The sequence below is a fragment of the Streptomyces sp. CA189 genome, from assembly GCF_056428985.1.
Genome location: NZ_JBWJVM010000019.1, coordinates 37,587 through 59,535, shown reverse-complemented (window position 1 = coordinate 59,535; position 21,949 = coordinate 37,587). Strand labels below are relative to the sequence as shown.

At 71.9% G+C, this 21,949-nt stretch carries 1 protein-coding gene; it reads right to left on the bottom strand.

Going from position 1 to position 21,949, the window contains the following annotated elements; translation table 11 throughout:
* Nucleotides 1-8 precede the first annotated feature (8 nt).
* On the bottom strand, nt 9-21,908 hold the full coding sequence (locus AC061S_RS17435) for a non-ribosomal peptide synthase/polyketide synthase (protein ID WP_478686856.1): 21,900 nt from the start codon (nt 21,906-21,908) through the stop codon (nt 9-11).
* Nucleotides 21,909-21,949 lie beyond the last annotated feature (41 nt).

Below are 21,949 nucleotides of genomic sequence, written 5' to 3'. Positions count from 1 at the left end.
GTCTTTCCTCACTCGTCTTCCAAATCCGCGAGATCTGCGAAGAAGTCGTCTTCGAGTTCGTCGATCTCGTTCTGGCTGATGGAGAGCAGGGCCACGTCGGACGGTGTGAGACCGCCCGCGTCGGGCCGCTGCGCGTGCTCGGCCAGGCCGCGCAGCGCGGCGAACCAGTAGTCGGCCAGCTCACGCACCGCGGCCTCCGGCAGCAGCCGGGCGGCCCAGGTCCAGGTGGCGACGAGCTCGGGGCCGCCGGCTCCGTCCTGGGTGAGCGCGTTGAGCTCCAGCACATGGGTCAGCGGGGCGTCCGGATCGTCGCCCGGGACGGGCGCGCCGGCGTCGGGCACGGCCGACCAGTCGGCCGCCTCCTGGGCCGTGACCCGGCCCAGGTAGTTGAAGCCGAGCTGCGGCCGGGCCAGTGCGGAGAGCACGGCCTTCGTCTTCGGATTGAGATGGCGCAGCAGTCCGAAGCCGATCCCGTTGTCGGGTACGGAACGCAGTTGTTCCTTGACGGTCTTCAGCACGCGCCCCGCGGTGGCTCCGCCCGCCAGGGCGTCCGCCCGTGCGGAACGTTCGCCGGTGCCCGCGTCAAGGCGGACCGGGTACAGGCTGGTGAACCAGCCGACCGCACGGGACAGGTCCGCGCCCGGTACGAGCTGTTCCTCCCGTCCGTGGCCCTCGATGTCCACCAGGACCGAGGTGTCGCCGCTGTCCCGCCACGCCGCCACCGCGATGGCAAAGGCGGCGAGGAGTCCGTCGGCGACACCCGTACCGAAGGCCGCGCCAACCCGGGTGAGCACCGTCTCGGTTACCTCGACGGGCAATCGGACGGTCAGGGTGCCTGACGACCGGTGGGTGTCCAGGGCCGGGTCGAGCGGCGCGCTGCCGATGCGGGGTTCGGAGCCGCCCCGCAGGGTGGCCGCCCAGTGGGTGAGCTCCTCGACCCGCGCCGGCTCGAGCGCGGCGGTCTGCAGACCCGTGGCCCACTCCCGGAAGGAGGTCCCGGCGGGGAAGGGGTCCGGTGTCCCGCCGGCCGCGGTCGTCTCCCAGGCCTCGGCCAGATCGGCCACGATGATGCGCCACGAGACGCCGTCGACGACGAGGTGGTCGGCGAGGAGCACAAGCCGCCCCGGCGCCGCGGGCCCGCGGTCCAGCCAGACGGCTTGGAACATGATGCCGTCGGCCACCGCCAGACGGCCCAGCGCGGCCGTCGCGTGCTCGGCGGTCAGATGTCGCACCGTGCCGGGGTCGGCGCCCTGGGCATCGACCCGGCTGAGGCAGGCCCGGGCATCGACCGTGCCGGGCGCCGGAATCTCCAGGGCGAGGTTGCCGAAGCCGGCGGCTGTGCCACGCATCCGCAGGGCGTCGTGCCGGTCGAGGACGGCCTGCAGCGCGGCCAGCAGGTCGGCATGCGCCATGCCCGCAGGCACCTGGAGCACGACGGACTGGTTGAACAGGTCGACGGAGCCGCCCCGTTCGGCCAGCCACCCCATGATCGGCGTCGCCGGGACCGGTCCGGTGGCGTCCACCACCCTCCGCTCGGGCGCCTCCTCGGGTGTCCGCCCGGACAGCACGGAAGCCAGGGCGGCCACTGTCCGGTGGTCGAAGACATCGCGCGGGCTCAGGGTGAGCCCCGCCTTGCGGGCCCGGCTGACCAGCTGGATGGACAGGATGCTGTCCCCGCCGAGGTCGAAGAAGCTCTCGTCGACGCCGACCACGTCCGTCCTGAGTACGTCGGCGAAGAGCGCACACAGCTTCTCCTCAACCGGGCCGGAGGCCAGTCGCCCGGCCTCCGCGGTGCGGTGCACGGGAGCCGGGAGTGCCCTGCGGTCCAGCTTTCCGTTGGTGGTCAGAGGGAGTTCGGGGATCTCGACGAGCGCCGTGGGCACCATGTAGTCCGGCAGCCGCTCGGTCAGGGCGGTCCGGAGCCGGTCGAGGTCCAGCGGGCCGGCCGCCGGGACGACATACCCCGTGAGCCGCTTGTCGCCGGGCTGGTCCTCCCGTACGAGCACCGCGTGGGCGAGGACGCCGGGCTGGGCCGCGAGCGCGGCCTCCACCTCCGCGAGCTCGATCCGGAAGCCGCGCACCTTGACCTGGTCGTCGGCACGGCCCACGAACTCCAGCCGGGCGTCGCCGTTCCACCGCACCAGGTCGCCTGTGCGATACATACGTGTTCCGGGCGTGCCGTAGGGGTCGGCGACGAACCGCTCGGCCGACAGGCCGGGACGGGCCCAATAGCCCCGGGCCAGACCGGCGCCCGCCACGTACAACTCTCCCGCGACCCCGTCCGGCACCGGGTGGAGGCCCGGGTCGAGAACGTACAACCGCATGTTGTCGAGCGGCCGCCCGATGGGAACCACGCTGGAGATCCCGTCGGCGTTCCGCGCGCCGACCGGGTTGCGGGTCGCGAACACTGTGGTTTCACTGGGCCCGTAGCCATTGACGATCTCGATGCGCGGGCAGCGGGCCAGCACCCGGCGTACCGCGGCCGGGGAGACCACGTCGCCGCCGGTCCAGACCTGCCGTACGCACTCGAAGGCGTCGGGCCGTTCCTCGGCCATGACGGCGAACAGGCCGGCCGTGAGCCACAGCCCGGTGATGCCGTATCCGGTGATGAGCGAGGCCAGGGACTCCAACCCGAGGTCGCCCGCGGGGGCGACGACGACAGCTCCCCCGCCGAGGAGCGCCACCCACAGTTCCAGGGTGAGCGCGTCCCAGGCGTGCGGCGAGTGCAGCAGTACGCGCTCGGCGCAGCCCGAGTCCCACCACCGGTCGTACACGAGGTCGGCGATGTTGCCGTGCGTGGTGGCGACGCCCTTGGGGTCGCCGGTGGAACCCGAGGTGAACGTCACGCAGGCCAGCGTGTCCGGCAGCGGGGTGCACCCGGGGGCCGTGCTCTTCTCACTGGCCAGTGCGCGGGCCGTCTCCGGGTCGTCGACCACGACGACCTCGCGGTCCCCGGCTGCGGCCAGGGCCCGGTCGCGCAGGGCGCGGTCGGCGATCAGCAGGGGCGCCCCGGTCTCCTCGACGATCCAGCGAAGTCGGTCGTCGGGGTAGGTGGCGCTCAGCGGCACGTAGGCGCCGCCCGCCTTGAGTACGGCGAGCACGGCGACGACGAGGTCGACCGAGCGTTCCATGAGGAGCGCGACCCGCGACTCGGCGCCCACGCCGGAACGGCGCAGCCGGTGCGCGAGCCGGTGGGCCCGCGCCGTCAGTTCGGCGTAGCTGAGAGCCTCGCCGTCGGCGACGACCGCGGCCTTGTCCGGGGTGGCTGTCGCGTGGCTCTCGAAGAGTCCGAGCAGCGTTCCGCCGGGCGTGGCGCGTGCCGTGTCGTTGCGGTCCTCCAGAAGCGCGCCGCGTTCGGTGCCGCTCAGTACGTCGATACGGGTGACCGGTAGGTCGGGATCGGCGAGGGCCGCCTCCAGTATGCGTACCAGGCGGGCGGCCAGCCGCTCGGTGGTGATGACGTCGTACAGGTCGGTCGCGAAGTCGATCCGGCCGGTGAGACCCCAGCCGTCAGGATGGGTCCGAACGAAAGTGACGGATAGATCGAACTTGGCGATGTTCGTACGGAGTTCGTGCCCGGCCACGGTCAGTCCGGGCAACCGGAGGGTGTGGGCGAGGGCCTCCTGATCCGCAGTGTCGTCCAGGGTGAGGACGGTCTGGAACAGCGGATGCCGGGAGGTCGAGCGCGTCACATCCAGCGCGTCCACCAGCCGTTCGAAGGGCACGTCCTGGTGGGCATAGGCGGCCAGGTCGAACTCGCGTACACGGGCGACGAGTTCGCGGAAGGTGGGATTGCCGGACAGGTCGGTGCGCAGCACCAGGGTGTTGGCGAAGAACCCGATGAGATCCTCGACGGCGTCATCGGTGCGCCCGGCGATCGGGGTGCCGATCGGGATGTCGGTCCCCGCCCCGAGCCGGGACAGCAGGGTCGCCAGCGCGGCCTGCACCACCATGAACGGACTGGCCTCGAACTCCCTCGCCACCGCCGTCAGCCGCTCGTGCAGCGCGGACGGCACCTCGAACTCCACCGAGCCACCGGCATGGGTCGCGACCGCGGGCCGCCGGCGGTCCAGCGGCAGGTCGAGCTCCTCCGGCAGCCCTTCCAGGGCCCCCCGCCAGAAGGCGAGCTGCCGCGAGACGACACTGTCCGGGTCGTCCTCCGCACCCAGCACCTCCCGCTGCCACAGCGTGTAGTCGGCGTACTGGACCGGGAGTTCGGCCCACTGCGGGGTTCTGCCCGCCAGGCGTGCCGCGTAGGCGGTGGTCAGGTCCCGCGCGAGCGGGCCGGTCGAGCGGCCGTCGCCCGCGATGTGATGAACCACGAGAAGCAGCACGTGCAGGTCCGGTGCCTGGTCCCACAGCACCGCGCGCAGCGGAGTCTCGGCGCTCAGATCGAAGGAGTACAGGGCCTCCTCCCGCAGCTCGGCCTCGGTCGTCGCCGTGTGCAGCCGCGGCCGGGCCTGGTCCAGCACCATCTGGTACGGGCCGTCGTCGTCCTCGGCGAAGACCGTGCGCAGCGACTCGTGCCGCGCGACCAGGTCGGCCAGCGCCGACTCCATCGCCTCCCGGTCGAACTCGCCGGTCAGCCGGAGGGCCAGGGGAATGTTGTAGGTGGCGCTGGGGCCGTCGAAGCGGTGCAGGAACCACAGCCTCCGCTGGGCGAACGACAGCGGAATCCGCTCGTGCCCGCGCTCTTGGCGTATGACGGGACGCCGTGCGCCGTCGGCCTGCGAACCCGCCGCCAGCGCCCGCCCGAGGGAGACGACCGTCGGCGCATCGAACAGCTCGCGGATGGAGAGTTCGGTGCCGAGCGTGGCGCGGATGCGGTTGGCGAGCCGGGTGGCGAGGAGTGAGTGGCCGCCGAGGTCGAAGAAGTTGTCGTCGATGCCGACCCGGTCCACGCCGAGGACCTCGGCGAACAGGCCGCACAGGATCTCCTCGCGCGGTGACCGCGGAGCGCGGTACCGCTCCTGGATCCCGTACTCCGGCGCGGGCAGGGCCGTGCGGTCCAGCTTGCCGTTGGTGGTCAACGGCAGCGCCGGGAGGAACATCACCGCGGACGGCACCATGTACTCCGGCAGTTCCGACGACAGCAGCGCGTGCACCGAGGCGATGTCCGGCGGGTTCTCGCCGGGTACGGCGTACGCGACGAGACGCTTGTCGCCCGGCTGGTCCTCGCGGACGATCACCGCCGCCTGGGCAACCTCCGGGTGCTCCAGCAGCGCGGCCTCGACCTCCCCGAGCTCGATCCGGAAGCCGCGGATCTTGACCTGGTCGTCGGACCGGCCCAGATATTCCAGCTCCCCGTCGATCGTCCACCGGGCGAGGTCGCCAGTGCGGTACATGCGCTCGCCCGCCGAGGTGAACGGGCAGGCGACGAACCGTTCCGCGGTCAGCCCCGGACGGTTCAGATAGCCGCGCGCCAGACCCGCACCCGCGACGTACAGTTCGCCCGTGACCCCGGCCGGAGCCGGCCGGAGCGCACCGTCGAGCACATAGACCCGCAGGTCGGCGATGCCGGCACCGATGAGGCTCGGGGAGTGGCCGGCCCACAGGGAGCGGTCGAGGACGCGGGCGCTGACATGGACGGTGGTCTCGGTGATGCCGTACATGTTGACCAGTACGGGCCCGGTGTCACCGTGCCGCCGTCCCCACGCGTCCAGTCGGCTGAGATCCAGGGCCTCGCCGCCGAAGACGACCCAGCGCAGACTCAGCTGGTCGCCGAGCTCCGGGTGATCCTGGTCGGACTGGATGAGCTGGTAGAAGGCGGAAGGCGTCTGGTTGAGGACGGTCACGCGCTCCCGCACGAGCAGCCGGAGGAACTCCACCGGCGTTCGACTGACCTCGAACGGCACCACGACCAGTCGCCCGCCGTACAGCAGCGCTCCCCACAGCTCCCACACGGAGAAGTCGAACGCGCTGGAGTGGAACAGCGTCCACACGTCGTCCGCGCCGAAGCCGTACATCTCCTGCGTCGCCGTGAACAGCCGCACCACGTTTCCGTGCGGCACCACGACACCCTTGGGGCGTCCCGTGGATCCCGAGGTGTAGATCACATAGGCCGGATGGGCCGGCCGCCTGGCGCCACGCTCGGCCGGAGCGAGATCGTGGTCCTCGCACGCGGCCAGCGCCTGCGCGGTCTCCTCCGCGTCCAGGATGAACGTGCGCCGGTCCGGGTCGTGCGGCAGCCGGTCGGCGATCTCCGTACGAGTCACCACCAGCCGGGGAGCCGCATCGGCCAGAACGTACGCGATGCGGTCCGCCGGATATCCGGGATCGACGGGTACGTAGGCCGCCCCCGACTTCACCACGGCCAACAGGGCGACCACCAGCTCCGCCGAGCGGGGCAACGCGATCGCAACGAACCGCTCCGGGCCCGCACCGCGCTCCACGAGCAGCCGGGCCAGCCGGTTCGCCCGCCTGTTCAGCTCTCCGTACGACAAGGCCTGCGCACCGAACGAGACGGCCACCGCATCCGGTGCATGCGCCGCCTGACGCTCGAACAGTTCGGCGAGCGTCTCCGTGGGCGCGGCCGCCGCACCCTGCCCGGCGGCGGCCAGCAGCCTTTCCCGCTCGGCCGCGTCGGTCACCTCCACGCGGGTGACGAGCCGGTCCGGGTCGGTGAGCACCGCGTCGAGCACCCGCAACAGGCGCTCGGCGAGCGAGCGCGCGGTACGGGACGTGTACAGGTCCGTGCTGTACGTCAGCGTGCCCTGCAGGCCGGCCGACGTGCCGTCCGCGGCACGCCGTTCCTCGAATGCCACGACGAGGTCGAACTTCGCGATTCCGGCGTCGAGCGACTGGGCGTGGACGGAGAGCCCCGGCAACGAGCGCAGCGAGCCGAGCGCCTGCTCCACGGTGTCGTTCCAGCTGAGGACGGTCTGGAACAAGGGGTGGCGGGAGGTCGAGCGGGCGGGGTTGAGGATCTCCACCAGTCGTTCGAAGGGCACGTCCTGGTGGGCATAGGCGGCCAGGTCGAACTCGCGTACACGGGCGACGAGTTCGCGGAAGGTGGGGTTGCCGGACAGGTCGGTGCGCAGCACCAGGGTGTTGGCGAAGAACCCGATGAGATCCTCGACGGCGTCATCGGTGCGCCCGGCGATCGGGGTGCCGATCGGGATGTCGGTCCCCGCCCCGAGCCGGGACAGCAGGGTCGCCAGCGCGGCCTGCACCACCATGAACGGACTGGCCTCGAACTCCCTCGCCACCGCCGTCAGCCGCTCGTGCAGCGCGGACGGCACCTCGAACTCCACCGAGCCACCGGCATGGGTCGCGACCGCGGGCCGCCGGCGGTCCAGCGGCAGGTCGAGCTCCTCCGGCAGCCCTTCCAGGGCCCCCCGCCAGAAGGCGAGCTGCCGCGAGACGACACTGTCCGGGTCGTCCTCGGCGCCCAGCACCTCCCGCTGCCACAGGGAGTAGTCCGCGTACTGCACCGGAAGACCGGGGCCTGCCCACTCCTGACCGGTGCTGCGTGCCGCGTAGGCCGCCGTCAGATCGCGCGCCATCGGTCCGACGGACCAGCCGTCGCCCGCGATGTGGTGGACCACGAGCAGCAGCACATGGTCACCGGGTGCGAGGGAGAAGAGCCGGGCGCGCAGGGGCGGTTCGGCTGCCAGATCGAAGCCGAGGCCGACCGCTTCGCGCAGCAGCCCGTCGAGCTGTCCCTCGTCCGTACGCACCGTCTCCAGGTGCGGCCGGGCGGCATCGGGGGCGAGCACCCGCTGGTGCGGTCCCTCGGCGTCCTCGACGAAGAGCGTCCGCAGCGACTCGTGCCGCGCGACCACGTCGCCGAGCGCGCGCTCCAGAGCGTCCCGGTCCAGTTCCCCGGTGAGCCGCAACACCGCGGGGATGTTGTAAGTTGCGGGCGCCTGGGCGAACTGGTTGAGGAACCACAGGCGTTCCTGTGCGAAGGACAGCGGCAGCCGCGGGGGTCGCTCGCCCGACGTGACGCGGGCACGGTCCGTCGCCGTGCCGTCCCCCGCCGCGAGTGCGGCCGGCGTGGGCGTCGCGAACAGCTCGCGGATGGAGAGTTCGGTGCCGAGCGTGGCGCGGATGCGGTTGGCGAGCCGGGTGGCGAGGAGTGAGTGGCCGCCGAGGTCGAAGAAGTTGTCGTCGATGCCGACCCGGTCCACGCCGAGGACCTCGGCGAACAGGCCGCACAGGATCTCCTCGCGCGGTGACCGCGGAGCGCGGTACCGCTCCTGGATCCCGTACTCCGGCGCGGGCAGGGCCTCGCGGTCCAGCTTGCCGTTCGGAGTCAGCGGCAGCGTCTCCACCGACACGAACGCAGAGGGCACCATGTACTCCGCCAGCCGTGCGGCGACGTGCCGACGCAACTCCGCCGGGTCGGCCGTGGTGCCGGGCACGGGCACGACGTAGCCGACGAGCCGCTTGTCGCCCGGCCGGTCCTCGCGCACCACGACGGCGCCGCGGGCAACCGAGGGATGAGCCCCCAGGGCCGCGGCCACCTCACCCGGCTCGACCCGGAAGCCGCGGATCTTGACCTGGTCGTCGGACCGGCCCAGGTACTCGAGTTCCCCGTCGGCGGTCCAGCGGACGACGTCGCCAGTGCGGTACATGCGCTCGCCCGCCGAGGTGAACGGGCAGGCGACGAAGCGCTCGGCGGTCAGCCCCGGACGGTTCAGATAGCCGCGGGCCAGACCGCGACCCGCGACGTACAGCTCGCCGGGGGTGCCCACAGGTACGGGGAGCAGGGAGCCGTCCAGTACGTACAGCCTGCTGTTGACGATCGGGACCCCGATCGGCGGCACCCGCTTCCCCGACAGCGGCTCGCTCATGCTCGCGCACACCGTTGTCTCCGTGGGCCCGTACGCATTGATCATCCTCCGGCCGACGGACCACCGCGCCACCAGGTCGGATGCGGCAGCCTCGCCCGCCACTACCAGCGTCGTCACACTCTCCAGCGCCCCGTCTGCGAGGACGGCCAGCGCCGTTGGGGGCAGCGTCACATGCGTGACCCGCTGCCGCGCCACCAGATCCTCGAGGGCGGGGCCCGGGGCGAGGTGCTCGGCGGGGGCAACGACGAGTGCGGCGCCTGTCAGCAGGGCCATGCCCAGCTCGGAGACGGCCGCGTCGAAGCTCGGTGACGCGAACCACAGCACCCTGCTGTCCGGCACCACCGCGAACACCTCGGACTGCCCGGCCACCAGGCTCGCGATGCCCGTGTGACTGACGGAGACGCCCTTGGGCACGCCGGTCGAACCGGAGGTGTAGATCACATAGGCCGGGTGCGCCGCGGCGAACGGCGGCAGATCGCCGGCATTCCGACGCGCTACGTCGGCTTCGGCATGGGCGAGCCAGTCCGCGTCGACGACCAGCGCCGGATCGGCGTCCCGCAGGATGTGGGTGATGCGCTCGGCCGGGTAGTCCGGGTCCACGGGCACATACGCCGCGCCGGACTTCATGACGGCCAGCAGTGTGACCACGAGGTCGATCGAGCGCGGCAGCAGCACCGCGACACGGCGTTCCGGGCCCGCACCGCGCTCGACGAGCAGCCGGGCGAGCCGATTGGCCCGCGCGTTGAGCTCGGCGTACGTCAGATCCCCTTCCTCGGACGCCACCGCCGTGGCGTCCGGGGTGCGGGCCACCTGCGCCTGGAAGAGCTCGGGCAGCCCGCCCGATGCGACCTGGCCCGTCCGTGTGCCCCAGGTGTCGAGCAGCCGCCGCTCGGTGGCGTCCAGCAATCCGACGCGCCCGGCGGGCAGGCCTGGCCACTCGGCCAGCGCCTCCAAGGCCCGCAGCAGCCGGTCCGCGACAGCTGTCGCGGCCGTACGGCCGACCAGGTCCGGTTGGAAGTCCAGCCGGAACCGCAGTTCCGCGCCCGGCACCGCGACGAGGCCGTAGGTGTAGTGCACCGCGTCGTGGGTCCGGGCCCCCGTCAGGCGGATGCCGGTGCCTTCGGTGAGTGCGTCGAAGCCGGTGGGGTCGAGGGGGTAGTTCTCGAAGACGAGTGAGGTGTCGAAGAGTTCGCCGTGCCCGGTGGTGTGCTGGATGTCGGCGAGGCCGAGGTGGTTGTGGTCGAGGAGTCGGGTCTGTTCGTTCTGGAGGCGCTTGACGAGGTCGGTGAGTGTTTCGGCGGGGTTGACGGTCAGGCGCAGGGGGACGGTGTTGATGAAGAGGCCGACCATGTTTTCGATGCCGTCGGTTTCGGCTGGGCGTCCGGAGACGGTGATGCCGAAGACGATGTCGTCGCGTCCGAGGGAGCGGGCGAGGGTGAGGCCCCAGGCTGCCTGGACGACGGTGTTGAGGGTGACGCCGAGTGTGCGGGCCTGCTCGGTCAGCTTGGCGGTCGCCGACACCGACAGACCGAAGTCGACGGTGTCCGGCAAGAGCGGCGTGCGTTCGACGGGCGAAACCGCCATCCGCGTCGGCTCCTCCAGTCCGGCGAGGGCCTGCTGCCAGGCCTGTTCTGCGGCGTTCCGGTCTCGGCCGGCCAGCCATGCGAGATGGTCGCGGAAGGGCCGTACGGGCGGCAGGGTGCCCTCGCCCCGGTACAACTCCAGCAGTTCCCGCACCACCACCGGCAGCGACCAGCCGTCCCACAGCACATGGTGGGACGTGATCGCGAAGCAGTACCGCGAGGTGTCCGTGCGCACCAGCGTGAACCGAACGAGCGGAGGCCGCGCCGGGTCGAACCGGCGGGCGCGCTCGGCCTCCAGGACCTGACGGGCCTCCCGTTCGCGGTCGGTCTCGGGCAGGCTCCGCAGATCCACCTCGTCCCACGCGAGCGGTACGTCGCGCAGGACGGCCTGGACCGGTCGGCCCAGCCCCTCGTGGACGAACGCTGTCCGCAGGTTGGCATGCCGGTCCAGCAGGGCGTCCGCGGCCGCTGCGAGGGCACCGGGGTTCACCGGTCCCTCGATGTCCAGGGCGAGCTGCGTGGTGTAGACGTCGCCGGAGTCGTCCTTGTCGGCCGTCTGGTCGAAGGCGTGGTGGAAGAGGAGACCCTCCTGCAGAGGCGACAGCGGCAGTACGTCCTCCAGGGTCGGCAGTCGGCGCTCCAGAATCTCGATCTCCCGCTGGCCCAGCCCCGCGAGCGCTATGTCCGACGGCGTCAGACCGCCCGCGTCGGCGCGGCGGGCGTGCCTGGCCAGGCCGCGCAGAACGGTGAACCATTCGTCCGCCAGCGCGCGTACGTCGTCCTCGCTGACGAGCCGCCTCGCCCAGGTCCAGGTGGCGACGAGCTCGGGGCCCTCCGCGCCCTCGACGGCGAGGGCGTTCAGCTCCACCGCGTGGGCGAGAGGGGTGCCGGCGTCGGCTGAGCCGCCGATGCCCTGGCTGTCCGGGACGACGGCCCAGTCGGCGTCTTCGTCCCGGGTCACGCGGCCGAGGTAGTTGAAGCCCAGAACGGGCTGTGGCAGTGCGGACAGCTCATCCGAGGCGGCCGGGTCGAGATACCGCAGCACTCCGTAGCCCGTCCCGTTGTCCGGCACCGCCCGCAGCTGCTCCTTGACGTGCTTGAGCAGCAGGCCCGCTTCCCGTCCGCCCGCCCGCACCCCGGCCCGTCCCGGCCCGTCGAGGGCACTGGTGTCCAGCCGTACCGGAAACAGGCTGGTGAACCAGCCCACGGTGGCGGCCACATCGGTGGCGGAGGCACCCGTGCCGACGGCACCATTGCGGGCGGCCGGCAGGTCGTCGCGCCCATGCCCCTCGACGTCCACCAGCACAGATGTGCTGTGCGCGGGCCGCCACGACGAGGTGGCCGCCAGCGCGAACGCGGCGAGCAGCACGTCATTGACCCCTGCCCTGTAGCGGGAACCGACGGATGTCAGGACGTCCGCGGTCACCTCGGCGGGCAGCCGCAGCGTCAGCGATGCCGCGCTGCCGTATGTGTCGAGCTCCGGGTCGAGCCGGACGGAGGCGGACTCCTCGGTGCCCTCCCCCGTGAGCACCCCACGCCAGTAGGGAAGCTGCCGGCGGTACGCGCCCTCGACGCCGGAACTCTGCAGGCCGCGCGCCCACGACCGGAAGGAACGGGTGGCCGGAGCGGCGTCCGGTGTTCCACCAGCCACCGCCGCCGTATAGGCCGCCGTCAGATCGGGCAGCAGGATCCGCCACGACACGCCGTCCACGACGAGATGGTGCGCGACCAGCACCAGCCGCCCGGACTCCGCCGGTCCCCGGTCGAGCCACACCAGTTGCAGCATGGTGCCCCTGCGCGGGGCGAGCCGCGCCCTGGCGGCCGCGGCGTGCCGGGCCGTCAGCTCGTCCAGCGCCGCGCCCGTGATACCCACGGCGTCCACCCGCCGCAGGCAGGCCTCTTCCGGCACCGATCCGGGCTCGCCGATCTCCAGCTCCCAGGCGGTGTCGCCGGCCAGCCGCATACGCAGCGTGTCATGGCGGTCAAGCACGGTCCGTACGGCCACCAGCAGACCGGCATGGCTGGTCCCGGCGGGCGTGTGCACCGCCACGGACTGGGCGAACCCGTCCACGGGGCCGCCGCGTTCGGCCAGCCAGTGAGCGATGGGAGTGAGCGGGACGGGGCCGACGGCGACGTCCCGCTCGTCCGCACCGATCTCCGCCGTCCGCCCGGCGACCGCGGCGAGAGCTGCGACCGTGCGCTGCTCGAAGACGTCACGCGCCGTCAGGACCAGGCCCTCGCGCCGGGCCCTGCCGACCAGCTGGATCGACATGATGCTGTCGCCGCCGAGGTCGAAGAACCCGTCGTCGACGCCTACACCGGTGACCCCCAGCACCGCGCCGAAGAGCCGGCCCAGGATCCGCTCGGCGTCGGTGCGCGGTTCCCGGCCGCTCTTCCCTGCGGCGGGTTGGTCCGGCGCCGGCAGCGCCTTGCGGTCCAGCTTCCCGTTCGGGGTCAGCGGCAGCGCGTCGAGGGCCACGAAGGCCGACGGCACCATGTAGTCGGGGAGTGTCGCCGCCAGATGGCCGCGCAGCTGTTCAGGCGGGAGGCCACTGCCCGACGGCAGGACGTAAGCGACGAGCCTTCGGTCTCCCGGCCGGTCCTCCCGGACCACGGCCTCGGCCCACGCGACACCAGGGTGTGCCGCCAACGCCGAACCGATCTCGCCCAGTTCGATACGGAAACCGCGAATCTTCACCTGGTGGTCGGTGCGCCCGATGTACTCCAGAACGCCGTCCGCCCGCCACCGGGCCACATCCCCGGTCCGGTACATCCGGGAGCCCACCGGACCGTACGGGTCGGCGACGAACCGCTCGGAGGTCAGCCCGGCCCGGTTCAGATAGCCGCGGGCCAGACCGGCGCCGGACAGATAGAGCTCGCCGGGCGTGCCGACGGGCACGGGGCGCAGACCGCTGTCCAGGACGCGGGTCGTGATATTCCAGATCGGCCGTCCGATCGGCACCGATGCACCGGTGTTCTGCGGGCGGCACATCCACGCAGTCACGTCGATCGCGGCCTCGGTCGGGCCGTAGAGGTTGTGCAACTCCGCGTCGAACCGCTCGTGGAACTGCTGGGCAAGCTCGCCCGGCAGCGCCTCACCGCTGCAGATCACCCGGCGCAGAGAGGTGCAGTTCGCCGTGCCGGGCTCCTGCAGGAAGGCCTGGAGCATCGACGGCACGAAGTGCACGGTCGTGACCCGCTGGGTCCGGATCAGCTCGGCGAGATAGGCCGCGTCCTTGTGGCCGTCTGGCCGTGCGACGACCAGGGCTGCGCCCTCGGCCAGCGGCCAGAAGAACTCCCACACCGAGACGTCGAAGCTGAACACCGTCTTCTGGAGCACACGGTCCGTACTGCTCAGTCCGTAGGCGCCCTGCATCCAGCGCAGCCGGTTGCCGATGGCCGCGTGGTCCACGACCACGCCCTTGGGTCGCCCGGTGGAGCCGGAGGTGTAGATGACGTACGCGGGGTGCGAGAGCGACGCCGGAGCCGTCCGCTCCACGTCCGTGAGGTCGACGGAGGCGTAACCGGCCGTGTCCGCCTCGTCCAGCAGGAGACGAGCGGTGCCGTTGTCCGGCAGCCGTTCGGCCGTCTCGCTCCGGGTCACCAGGAGCTGAGGACCGGCGTCGTCCAACACGTAGGCAATGCGGTCCGCGGGATACTCCGGGTCGACCGGCAGATACGCGCCACCCGCCTTGATCACCGCGTAGATGGCCACGACCAGGTCGAGCGAGCGTGGCAGGGCGATCGCGACGCGGCGCTCCGGGCCGGCACCGTGCTCGACGAGCAGCCGGGCGAGCCGGTTGGCCCGCGCGTTGAGCTCGGCGTAGGTGAGCTCTTCGGCCTCGTACACCACGGCCGTGGCATCGGGGGTGCGGGCGACCTGTGCCTCGAACACCTCGGCCAGGGTGCTCAGCGGTACGGGGTGCGCGGTGTCGTTCCAGGTCCGCAGGACCCGCTGCTTCTCGGCCTCGTCCAGTACCTCCAGCCGTCCGACAGGCAGCCGGCCGTCGGAGGCGACGGTCTCCAGCACCCGGGCGAATCGGGCCAGGTATGCCTCGGCGGCCGTACGGCCGACCAGGTCCGGTTGGAAGTCCAGCCGGTAGCGGAGTTCGTCGCCGGGCACCAGGACCAGCCCGAGGGCATAGTGCACCGCGTCGTGCGGGTACACCTCGCCGATGCGCAGGGATGCCGCGGCGGCGCCGTCCTGGAGAGCGGTGGGGTCGAGGGGGTAGTTCTCGAAGACGAGTGAGGTGTCGAAGAGTTCGCCGTGCCCGGTGGTGTGCTGGATGTCGGCGAGGCCGAGGTGGTTGTGGTCGAGGAGTCGGGTCTGTTCGTTCTGGAGGCGGTTGAGGAGGTCGGTGAGTGTTTCGGCGGGGTTGACGGTCAGGCGCAGGGGGACGGTGTTGATGAAGAGGCCGACCATGTTTTCGATGCCGTCGGTTTCGGCTGGGCGTCCGGAGACGGTGATGCCGAAGACGATGTCGTCGCGTCCGAGGGAGCGGGCGAGGGTGAGGCCCCAGGCTGCCTGGACGACGGTGTTGAGGGTGACGCCGAGTGTGCGGGCCTGCTCGGTCAGCTTGGCGGTCGCCGACACCGACAGAGCGGACTCCAGCCGCTCCGGCCGCTGCGGAACCCGCCCCGCCGCAGCCGCGGCCACCCGGGTCGGCTCCTCCAGTCCGGCGAGGGCCTGCTGCCAGGCCTGTTCTGCGGCGGTCCGGTCGCGGCCGGCCAGCCATGCGAGATGGTCGCGGAAGGGCCGTACGGGCGGCAGGGTGCCCTCGCCCCGGTACAACTCCAGCAGTTCCCGCACCACCACCGGCAGCGACCAGCCGTCCAGCACGGCGTGGTGGACACTCAGCGCGAGCACATGGCGGTCCGGCGCGGTACGGGCGAGCAGGAACCGTACGAGCGGCGGCGCGGCCAGGTCGAACCGCCGCTCACGCTCACGCGTCAGCATGTGCCGCAGCGCCGTGTCGTCGGCAACCTCGGCCTCGGTCCAGTCCACCGGCACGTCGTGCTGCGTGAACTGGACCGCCCGGCTCAGCCCCTCGACGAGGAATCCGGAGCGCAGCGCCTCGTGCCGGGCGAGCAGAGCGTGGGCCGCCGCCTTCAGCCTGCCCGCGTCGAGCCGCCCGAGGAGCTCGACCCCCACCTGGAGGGTGTAGATCTCGGGGGCGTTCTCGTCGAAGACGCTGTGGAAGAGCAGGCCCTCCTGCAGCGGAGACAGCGGCAACACCTCGCCGGGACCGGGCAGAGCCTCGGTCACCCGGGCCAGTTCAGTGCCCTCCACCGGCGGCCGAAGGAGGTCCGGACGGATCTCCTCGAGAACAGCGCCGGTCGTGGCCTCCGCCAGCCCGGCCACAGTGCGGTGGGTGAACACGTCCTTGACGGTGAGGGGGAACCCGGCCTTGCGGGCGAGTCCCACCAACCGCACGGCGACGATGCTGTCACCTCCGAGGTCGAAGAAACTGTCGTCGATGCCGGCCCCCGGGACTCCCAGGACCTGCGCGAACAGCCCGCAAAGCCGCTCCTCACGGGGGTTGCGCGCTCCGCGTCCCGACAACACGACATCCTCAGCGCCCGGAGCGGGCAGCGCCGACCGGGCGAGCTTCCCGTTCGGTGTCAGCGGCAGCTCAGCCAGCATCACGAACACCGACGGCACCATGTAGTCGGGCAACTCCCGTGCCACGAAGTCCCGCAGCTCCGCGCTGTCGGCCGCGCCCACGGTGTACGCCACCAGCCGCCGCTCGCCGGGCCGGTCCTCCCGTACCACCACGACGGCCTGCGAGACCTCCGTGTGCCGCAGCAGCACGGCCTCGATCTCCCCGGGCTCGATGCGGTAGCCCCGCACCTTCACCTGGTGGTCGACCCGGCCCACGTACTCCAGGTCCCCGTCCCGGGACCAGCGCACCAGATCCCCGGTCCGGTACATGCGGTCGCCCGGCCCGTCGAACGGATCGGCGACGAAGCGCTCCGCTGTCAGACCCGGCTGGTTCCAGTACTCCGAGGCCAGGCCGGCACCTGCGATGTACAGCTCACCGGCCGTCCCGACCGGCGCCGGCCGCAACACACCGTCGAGCACGTATACCCGCGTATTCGCGATCGGCCGGCCGATCGATCCCCGTACCGCGCTGCCGGGCGACACCTCGCCCGCCGTCGACCACACGGTCGTCTCGGTGGGCCCGTACACGTTGAGCACCGAACGGGCCGCGCCCCTCAGCCGGTCCGCGAGATCGGCCGGCAGCGCCTCGCCGCCCACCAGCACCCGCACACCGGACAGCACCGCTTCGGCGTCCGGGACCGCGTCCACCAGAGCACGCCACAGACTCGGCGTCGCCTGCATGACCGATACCCCGGCCGCCGTCACCAGCGCTCCCAGCGCCTCCGGGTCACGCACGGTGTCCCGGTCCGCGAGGACCACCGTGGCGCCCGACAACAGCGGCACGAACAGTTCCAGCGTCGCGATGTCGAACCCGACCGTCGTCACGGCGAGCAGCCGGTCCCCGGGGCGCATCCCCAGCGTCTCCCGGAACCATCCCAGGAAGTTCACAAGCGCTGCGTGTCCAACCACCACGCCCTTGGGCCGGCCCGTCGAGCCCGACGTGTAGATCACATAGGCCGCCGCGGACGGCTCCACCGGGCCGAGGCCCGTGTCCGCGAACCGTTCGGCGACCGCCGTCGAGGCCGCCAGCCAGGCTTCGTCGATCACGAGTGCGGGAGCGGCGTCCGCGAGGATGTACGCCCTCCGCTCCGCCGGGAACTCCGGGTCCACCGGGAGATACGCCGCCCCGGTCTTCGCCACCGCCAGCAGTACGCACACCAGGTCCGCTGATCGCGGGAGCACGACCGCGACCCGTCGGCCGGGGCCCGCCCCCTGCTCGGCCAGCAGTCGGGCAAGGCGGTTGGCCCGCGCGTCGAGCTGCGCGTACGTCATTTCCATGCCCTGGAAGACCAGGGCCACTGCATCCGCAGTGCGGGCGGCCTGTGCCTCGAACCACTGCGGAAGCGCGGGTTCCACCACGTCCCGTGCTGTGGCGTTCCACCCCGCGAGCACCTGCTCCCGCTCGGCCTCCGCCAGCACGTCCATCCGGCCCACCGGCACGTCCGCATCCGCGGCCAGCGCTTCCAGCGCGCGCACGAAGGCGTCCAGGGCACGCGTGGCCATCGGCCGGCCCACGAGGTCGGGCTGGTGGTCGAGACGCAGCGCCAGTTCCGGACCGGGGTGGATCACCAGGCTCAGCGCGTAGTGGGCACCTTCGTGGGCCCGGGCGTCGTCAAGGGTGAGACCTGCGCCCTCGGCGAGTGCACTGATCGTGGAGCGGTCCAGCGGGTAGTTCTCGAAGACCGTCGACGTGTCGAAGAGCTCTCCGAGGCCGACCCAGCGCTGGATGGCCGCCAGGCCCGTGTACTGGTGCGGCATCAGTGAGGTCTGTTCCCGCTGGAGCCGTAGGGCCAGGGTGCCCACGGACTCCGCCGGGTCGAGCCGGACCCTCAGCGGCAGCGTGTTGATGAACAGACCGGCCTTGTCCTCGACCCCGTCGAGTTCCGCGGGCCGTCCCGACACCGTGGTGCCGAAGACCAGGTCCTGGCGTCCCATCAGCTGGGACAAGGTGAGCGCCCAGGCCGTGCTGGTCAGCGAGTTGAGCGTGACGCCCAGGGAGCGGGCCCGCTCGTCGAGGCGCGCGGTGAGTCCCGCAGACAGGGTTCGCAGGACGCGCTGCGGTGCCGTTGGCGTACGGCCCGCCGCGCCCGGAGCCAGCAGGGCGGGCTCCGCCAACCCCTCGAACGCGGCGGTCCAGGCCTGCCGGGCGCCCTCGGTGTCGCGGCGCGCCAGCCACTCCAGGTAGCGGTGCAGGGGCTGGGGCCGGGGGCGCGGACGATGGCCCGCGTAGGACTCCAGCAGGTCCCGCACGACGACCGGCAGCGACCAGCCGTCGAGGACCGCGTGGTGGGCAGTGACCGCCAGGCAGTGGCGGCCGGGTCCGGTGCGGACCAGCAAGAACCGCACGAGAGGTGGCCGGTCCAGGGCGAAGCGCCGGACCCGCTCCCTCGCCAGAAGTTCCTCCAGCTCCAGGCCGTCGGCGGCAGCCGACTCACACCAGTCGAGGGCCGCATCGCGGGGAACGATCTGCACGGCGCGGCTGAGCCCCTCGTGCACGAATCCCGCGCGCAGGGCATCGTGCCGGTCGAGCAGGGCCGTGGCCGCGGCCTTGAGCGCGGGAACGTCGAGGCCACCACCGAGTTCGAGGACGGCCTGCACGGTGTAGAGGTCGGGTCGGCTCTCGTCGAAGACGCTGTGGAAGAGCAGACCTTCCTGGAGTGGTGTCAGCGGCAGCACCTGGGTGCTCTCGGGCACGCCGAGGAGCTCCCGCTCGTCCTCCGGCAGGGGAGATTCCAGGACGTACGCAGCGTCGTCCGCGGACTCGGCCGCCTCCGCTGCGACGGAGGCCAGGCCCTGCGCCGTACGGTGCACGAAGACGTCCTGCGCGGTGAACGCCAGTCCTGCCCGGCGCGCGCGGCTGACCAGCCGGACCGCGAGGATGCTGTCACCGCCGAGGTCGAAGAAACTCAGGTCGGCCCCGACGGACTCCAGTCCGAGGGTTTCGGCGATGAGCGCGCCCAGCTGCCGTTCGCGTGCCGTCCGCGGTGCCGCGCCCCGGGACTCGTAGCGCGGGGCAGGCAGCGCCCGCCGGTCCAGCTTGCCGTTGGCGGTCAACGGCAGCGCGTCGAGGACGACGACGGCCGAGGGGACCAGGTAGTCCGGCAGGGTACGGGCGGCCCGCTCGCGCAGTTCGGCGGGCTCGGCCTGGCCCACGACGTAGGCGACGAGCCGCTTGTCGCCCGGCCGGTCCTCCCGCTGCACCACCAGGGCGCGCTCCACCGACGGATGGGCCGCCAGCACCGCCTCGATCTCCGCCGGTTCCACCCGGAACCCGCGCACCTTCACCAGGTGGTCGGAACGGCCGAGGTACTCGAGTTCGCCGTCAGCCGTCCACTGGGCGAGGTCGCCGGTGCGGTACATCCGGGCGCCCGGTGCGAAGGGGCAGGCAACGAAGCGCTCGGCGGTCAGCCCAGGACGGTTCAGGTAGCCGCGGGCCAGACCCGCGCCCGCGACGTACAGCTCACCGGGAGCGCCCACGGGGACCGGGCGCAGCTCGGTGTCGAGCACGTACACGTGCGTGTTGGCGATCGGCCGTCCGATGCGAACGGACTCGTCGGTGACCTCCGCGTACAGGCTGTCGCCGCTGGCCTCGGAGGAGCCGTAGAGGTTGAGCAGGCGCGCCTGTGGGAGCGAGGCCGCGAACTGCCGGGCGTACGCCGGGGGAAGGGCCTCGCCGCTCGTCACCCACAGCGTGCAGGGAGCCAAGGCTCCCTCGTCGTCGCCCTCCAGGAGCTCGGCAAGCAGGCTGGGCACCACCGTCGTACGGGACACCCCGTGCCGAGCGACGAGTTCGGTCAGCCCGGCGGCGCTGCGGGCCTCCTCGGCGCCGCACAGCACCACGGGGGCACCGTGAACCAGCGGGCCGAGCAGCTCGGTGGTGCCGTCCACGAAGCTGAGGGAGCTCTTGGCCAGTACCGGCCGCTCGGAGTCGAAGGGGAATGCCCGGCCGAACCACAGGAGGCGGTTCACCGCGCCCCCGTGCAGGCCGAGAACCCCCTTGGGGACACCGGTGGACCCCGAGGTGTAGATGACGTAGGCGGGGTGCGCGGGACGCAGTGGCCGAACGCGATCCTGGTCCGTGGGATCGTCCGCCGGCTGCCCGGCCGTGTCCAGGTCGTCGAGCAGCAGGACCTCGGCCGAACCGAGCGGGAGCCTGCCCGCTAGGTCGGGCGTGGTGAGGACCAGCCCCGGCGCGGTGTCGCCCAGCATGTGGGCGATCCGCTCCGCCGGATAGTCCGGGTCGACCGGCAGATAGGCGGCGCCGGCCTTGAGAACGGCGAGCAAGGCGACGACAAGGTCGGCGGTACGGGGCAGGACAAGGCCGACGTAGTGCTCGGGGCCCGCGCCGCGGGCGATCAGCAGATGAGCCAGGCGGTTGGCCCGGGTGTTGAGCTCGACGTAGGTGAGCTCAACAGAGTCGTGGAGCAGCGCGGGGGCGTCGGGCGTGCGCGCGGCCTGGGACTCGAAGAGGGCGGGCAAGGTGACGGTGGGCAGGCCCGTCCCTGTGTGGTTCCACTCCCTCAGCATGCACCTCCGCTCGGTCGCGGTGAGCAGATCGAGCTCGGCCAAGGGTCGGTCGGGTTCAGCGGCGGCTCGCTCCAGAAAGGCGAGGAAACGTTCCTGGTGGCGGGCGACGTCGTCGTGATCGTAGAGAGCGCTGTTGCCGCTGAACTCCAGACGCATGCCGGCCGCGCGGCTGCCCGCGCCGCCCGGCATGCGGTAGACGTTGATGACGAGATCGGCGACCAGTCCGGTCGACAGCTGCCGGTACTCCGCTGGGCACGAGCCGAAACTGAACTCCTGCTCGAAGGCCATGACGTTGACCTGTGGGCCGGTCAGAGCCGCCGCATCACCGGACAGTCCGAGATCGGCGCGCAGGAGGTCACCGCGGTAGCGCTGGTGGCGGACCGTCTGCCGGATCTTCTCAGCGGCCTGACCCACTAGCTCGGTGAAGGTGGTCGTCGGACCGACGGAGAGCCGGACCGGCAGTTCGTTGGCGAGCATCGCAGGCGTGCGCAGCCCCGCCGGCGAACGGCGCGCGGCCATGGGGAGTTTGATGACCACTTCAGGACTGCCGAGGAATCGGTGCACATATGCCCCGGTGGCAGCGAGGATCGCCGCGGACCAACCGCCCACGCTCCCCCGCCCGGTACCGAGAAGCGTGTCGACGCGCTGCTGGTCGAGGGTCACGGTGTGGCGCACGCTGGGGCCCGAGGGAGCTGTCCGCCCGGCCAGCGGCGTGCCTTCGGGCAGGTCGGCGTACTCAGCCCGCCAGAAGGCCGCGTCGCGGGCGTGCTCGGCCGACGCGTGGTAGGCAAGGTCCTCGTCGAGCAGCTGGGACAGCGGTGCGGCGACGGACGGTCCAGGCTCCTGGCCGGCCTCGAAGCCGGTGTACAGCTCGGCGAGTCGGCGGCAGTAGAGGAACTGGCCGAACCCGTCCATGACGATGTGGTGGTACCGGAAATACAGCAGGCTCTGCCGGGGTGCCAGGGTGAACAGCACATGGGTGTAGGGAACTCCGGCCGCCAGGTCGAGCGCGACAGCGAGATCGTCGCGCATCCAGGCCTCTGCCGCCGCCGCGGGGTCCTCTGCGTCGGACAGATCGATCAGCCGGAGAGAGGGCTCGCCCTCCGCCGCGACGGTGAGCCGGACGCCGTCCGGGGCCTCGTGGAACCGCGTGCGCAGGGTCTCCGTCTCGGCGACGGCCCGGGTCACGGCGCGGCGGAGAGCCGCACGGTCGACCGAGCCGGTGAGGGTGAAGACGACGCCACAGTTGAAGAACGGGTTGTCGGGTTCCAGTTGCTGCGCCACCCAGATGCCGGTCTGAGCGGCGGAGGCGGTACGGAGAACGGTGTTGTCGGACACTTTCTTCCCATCCCGGAGCGGCACAACTGCGGCACGGCAGC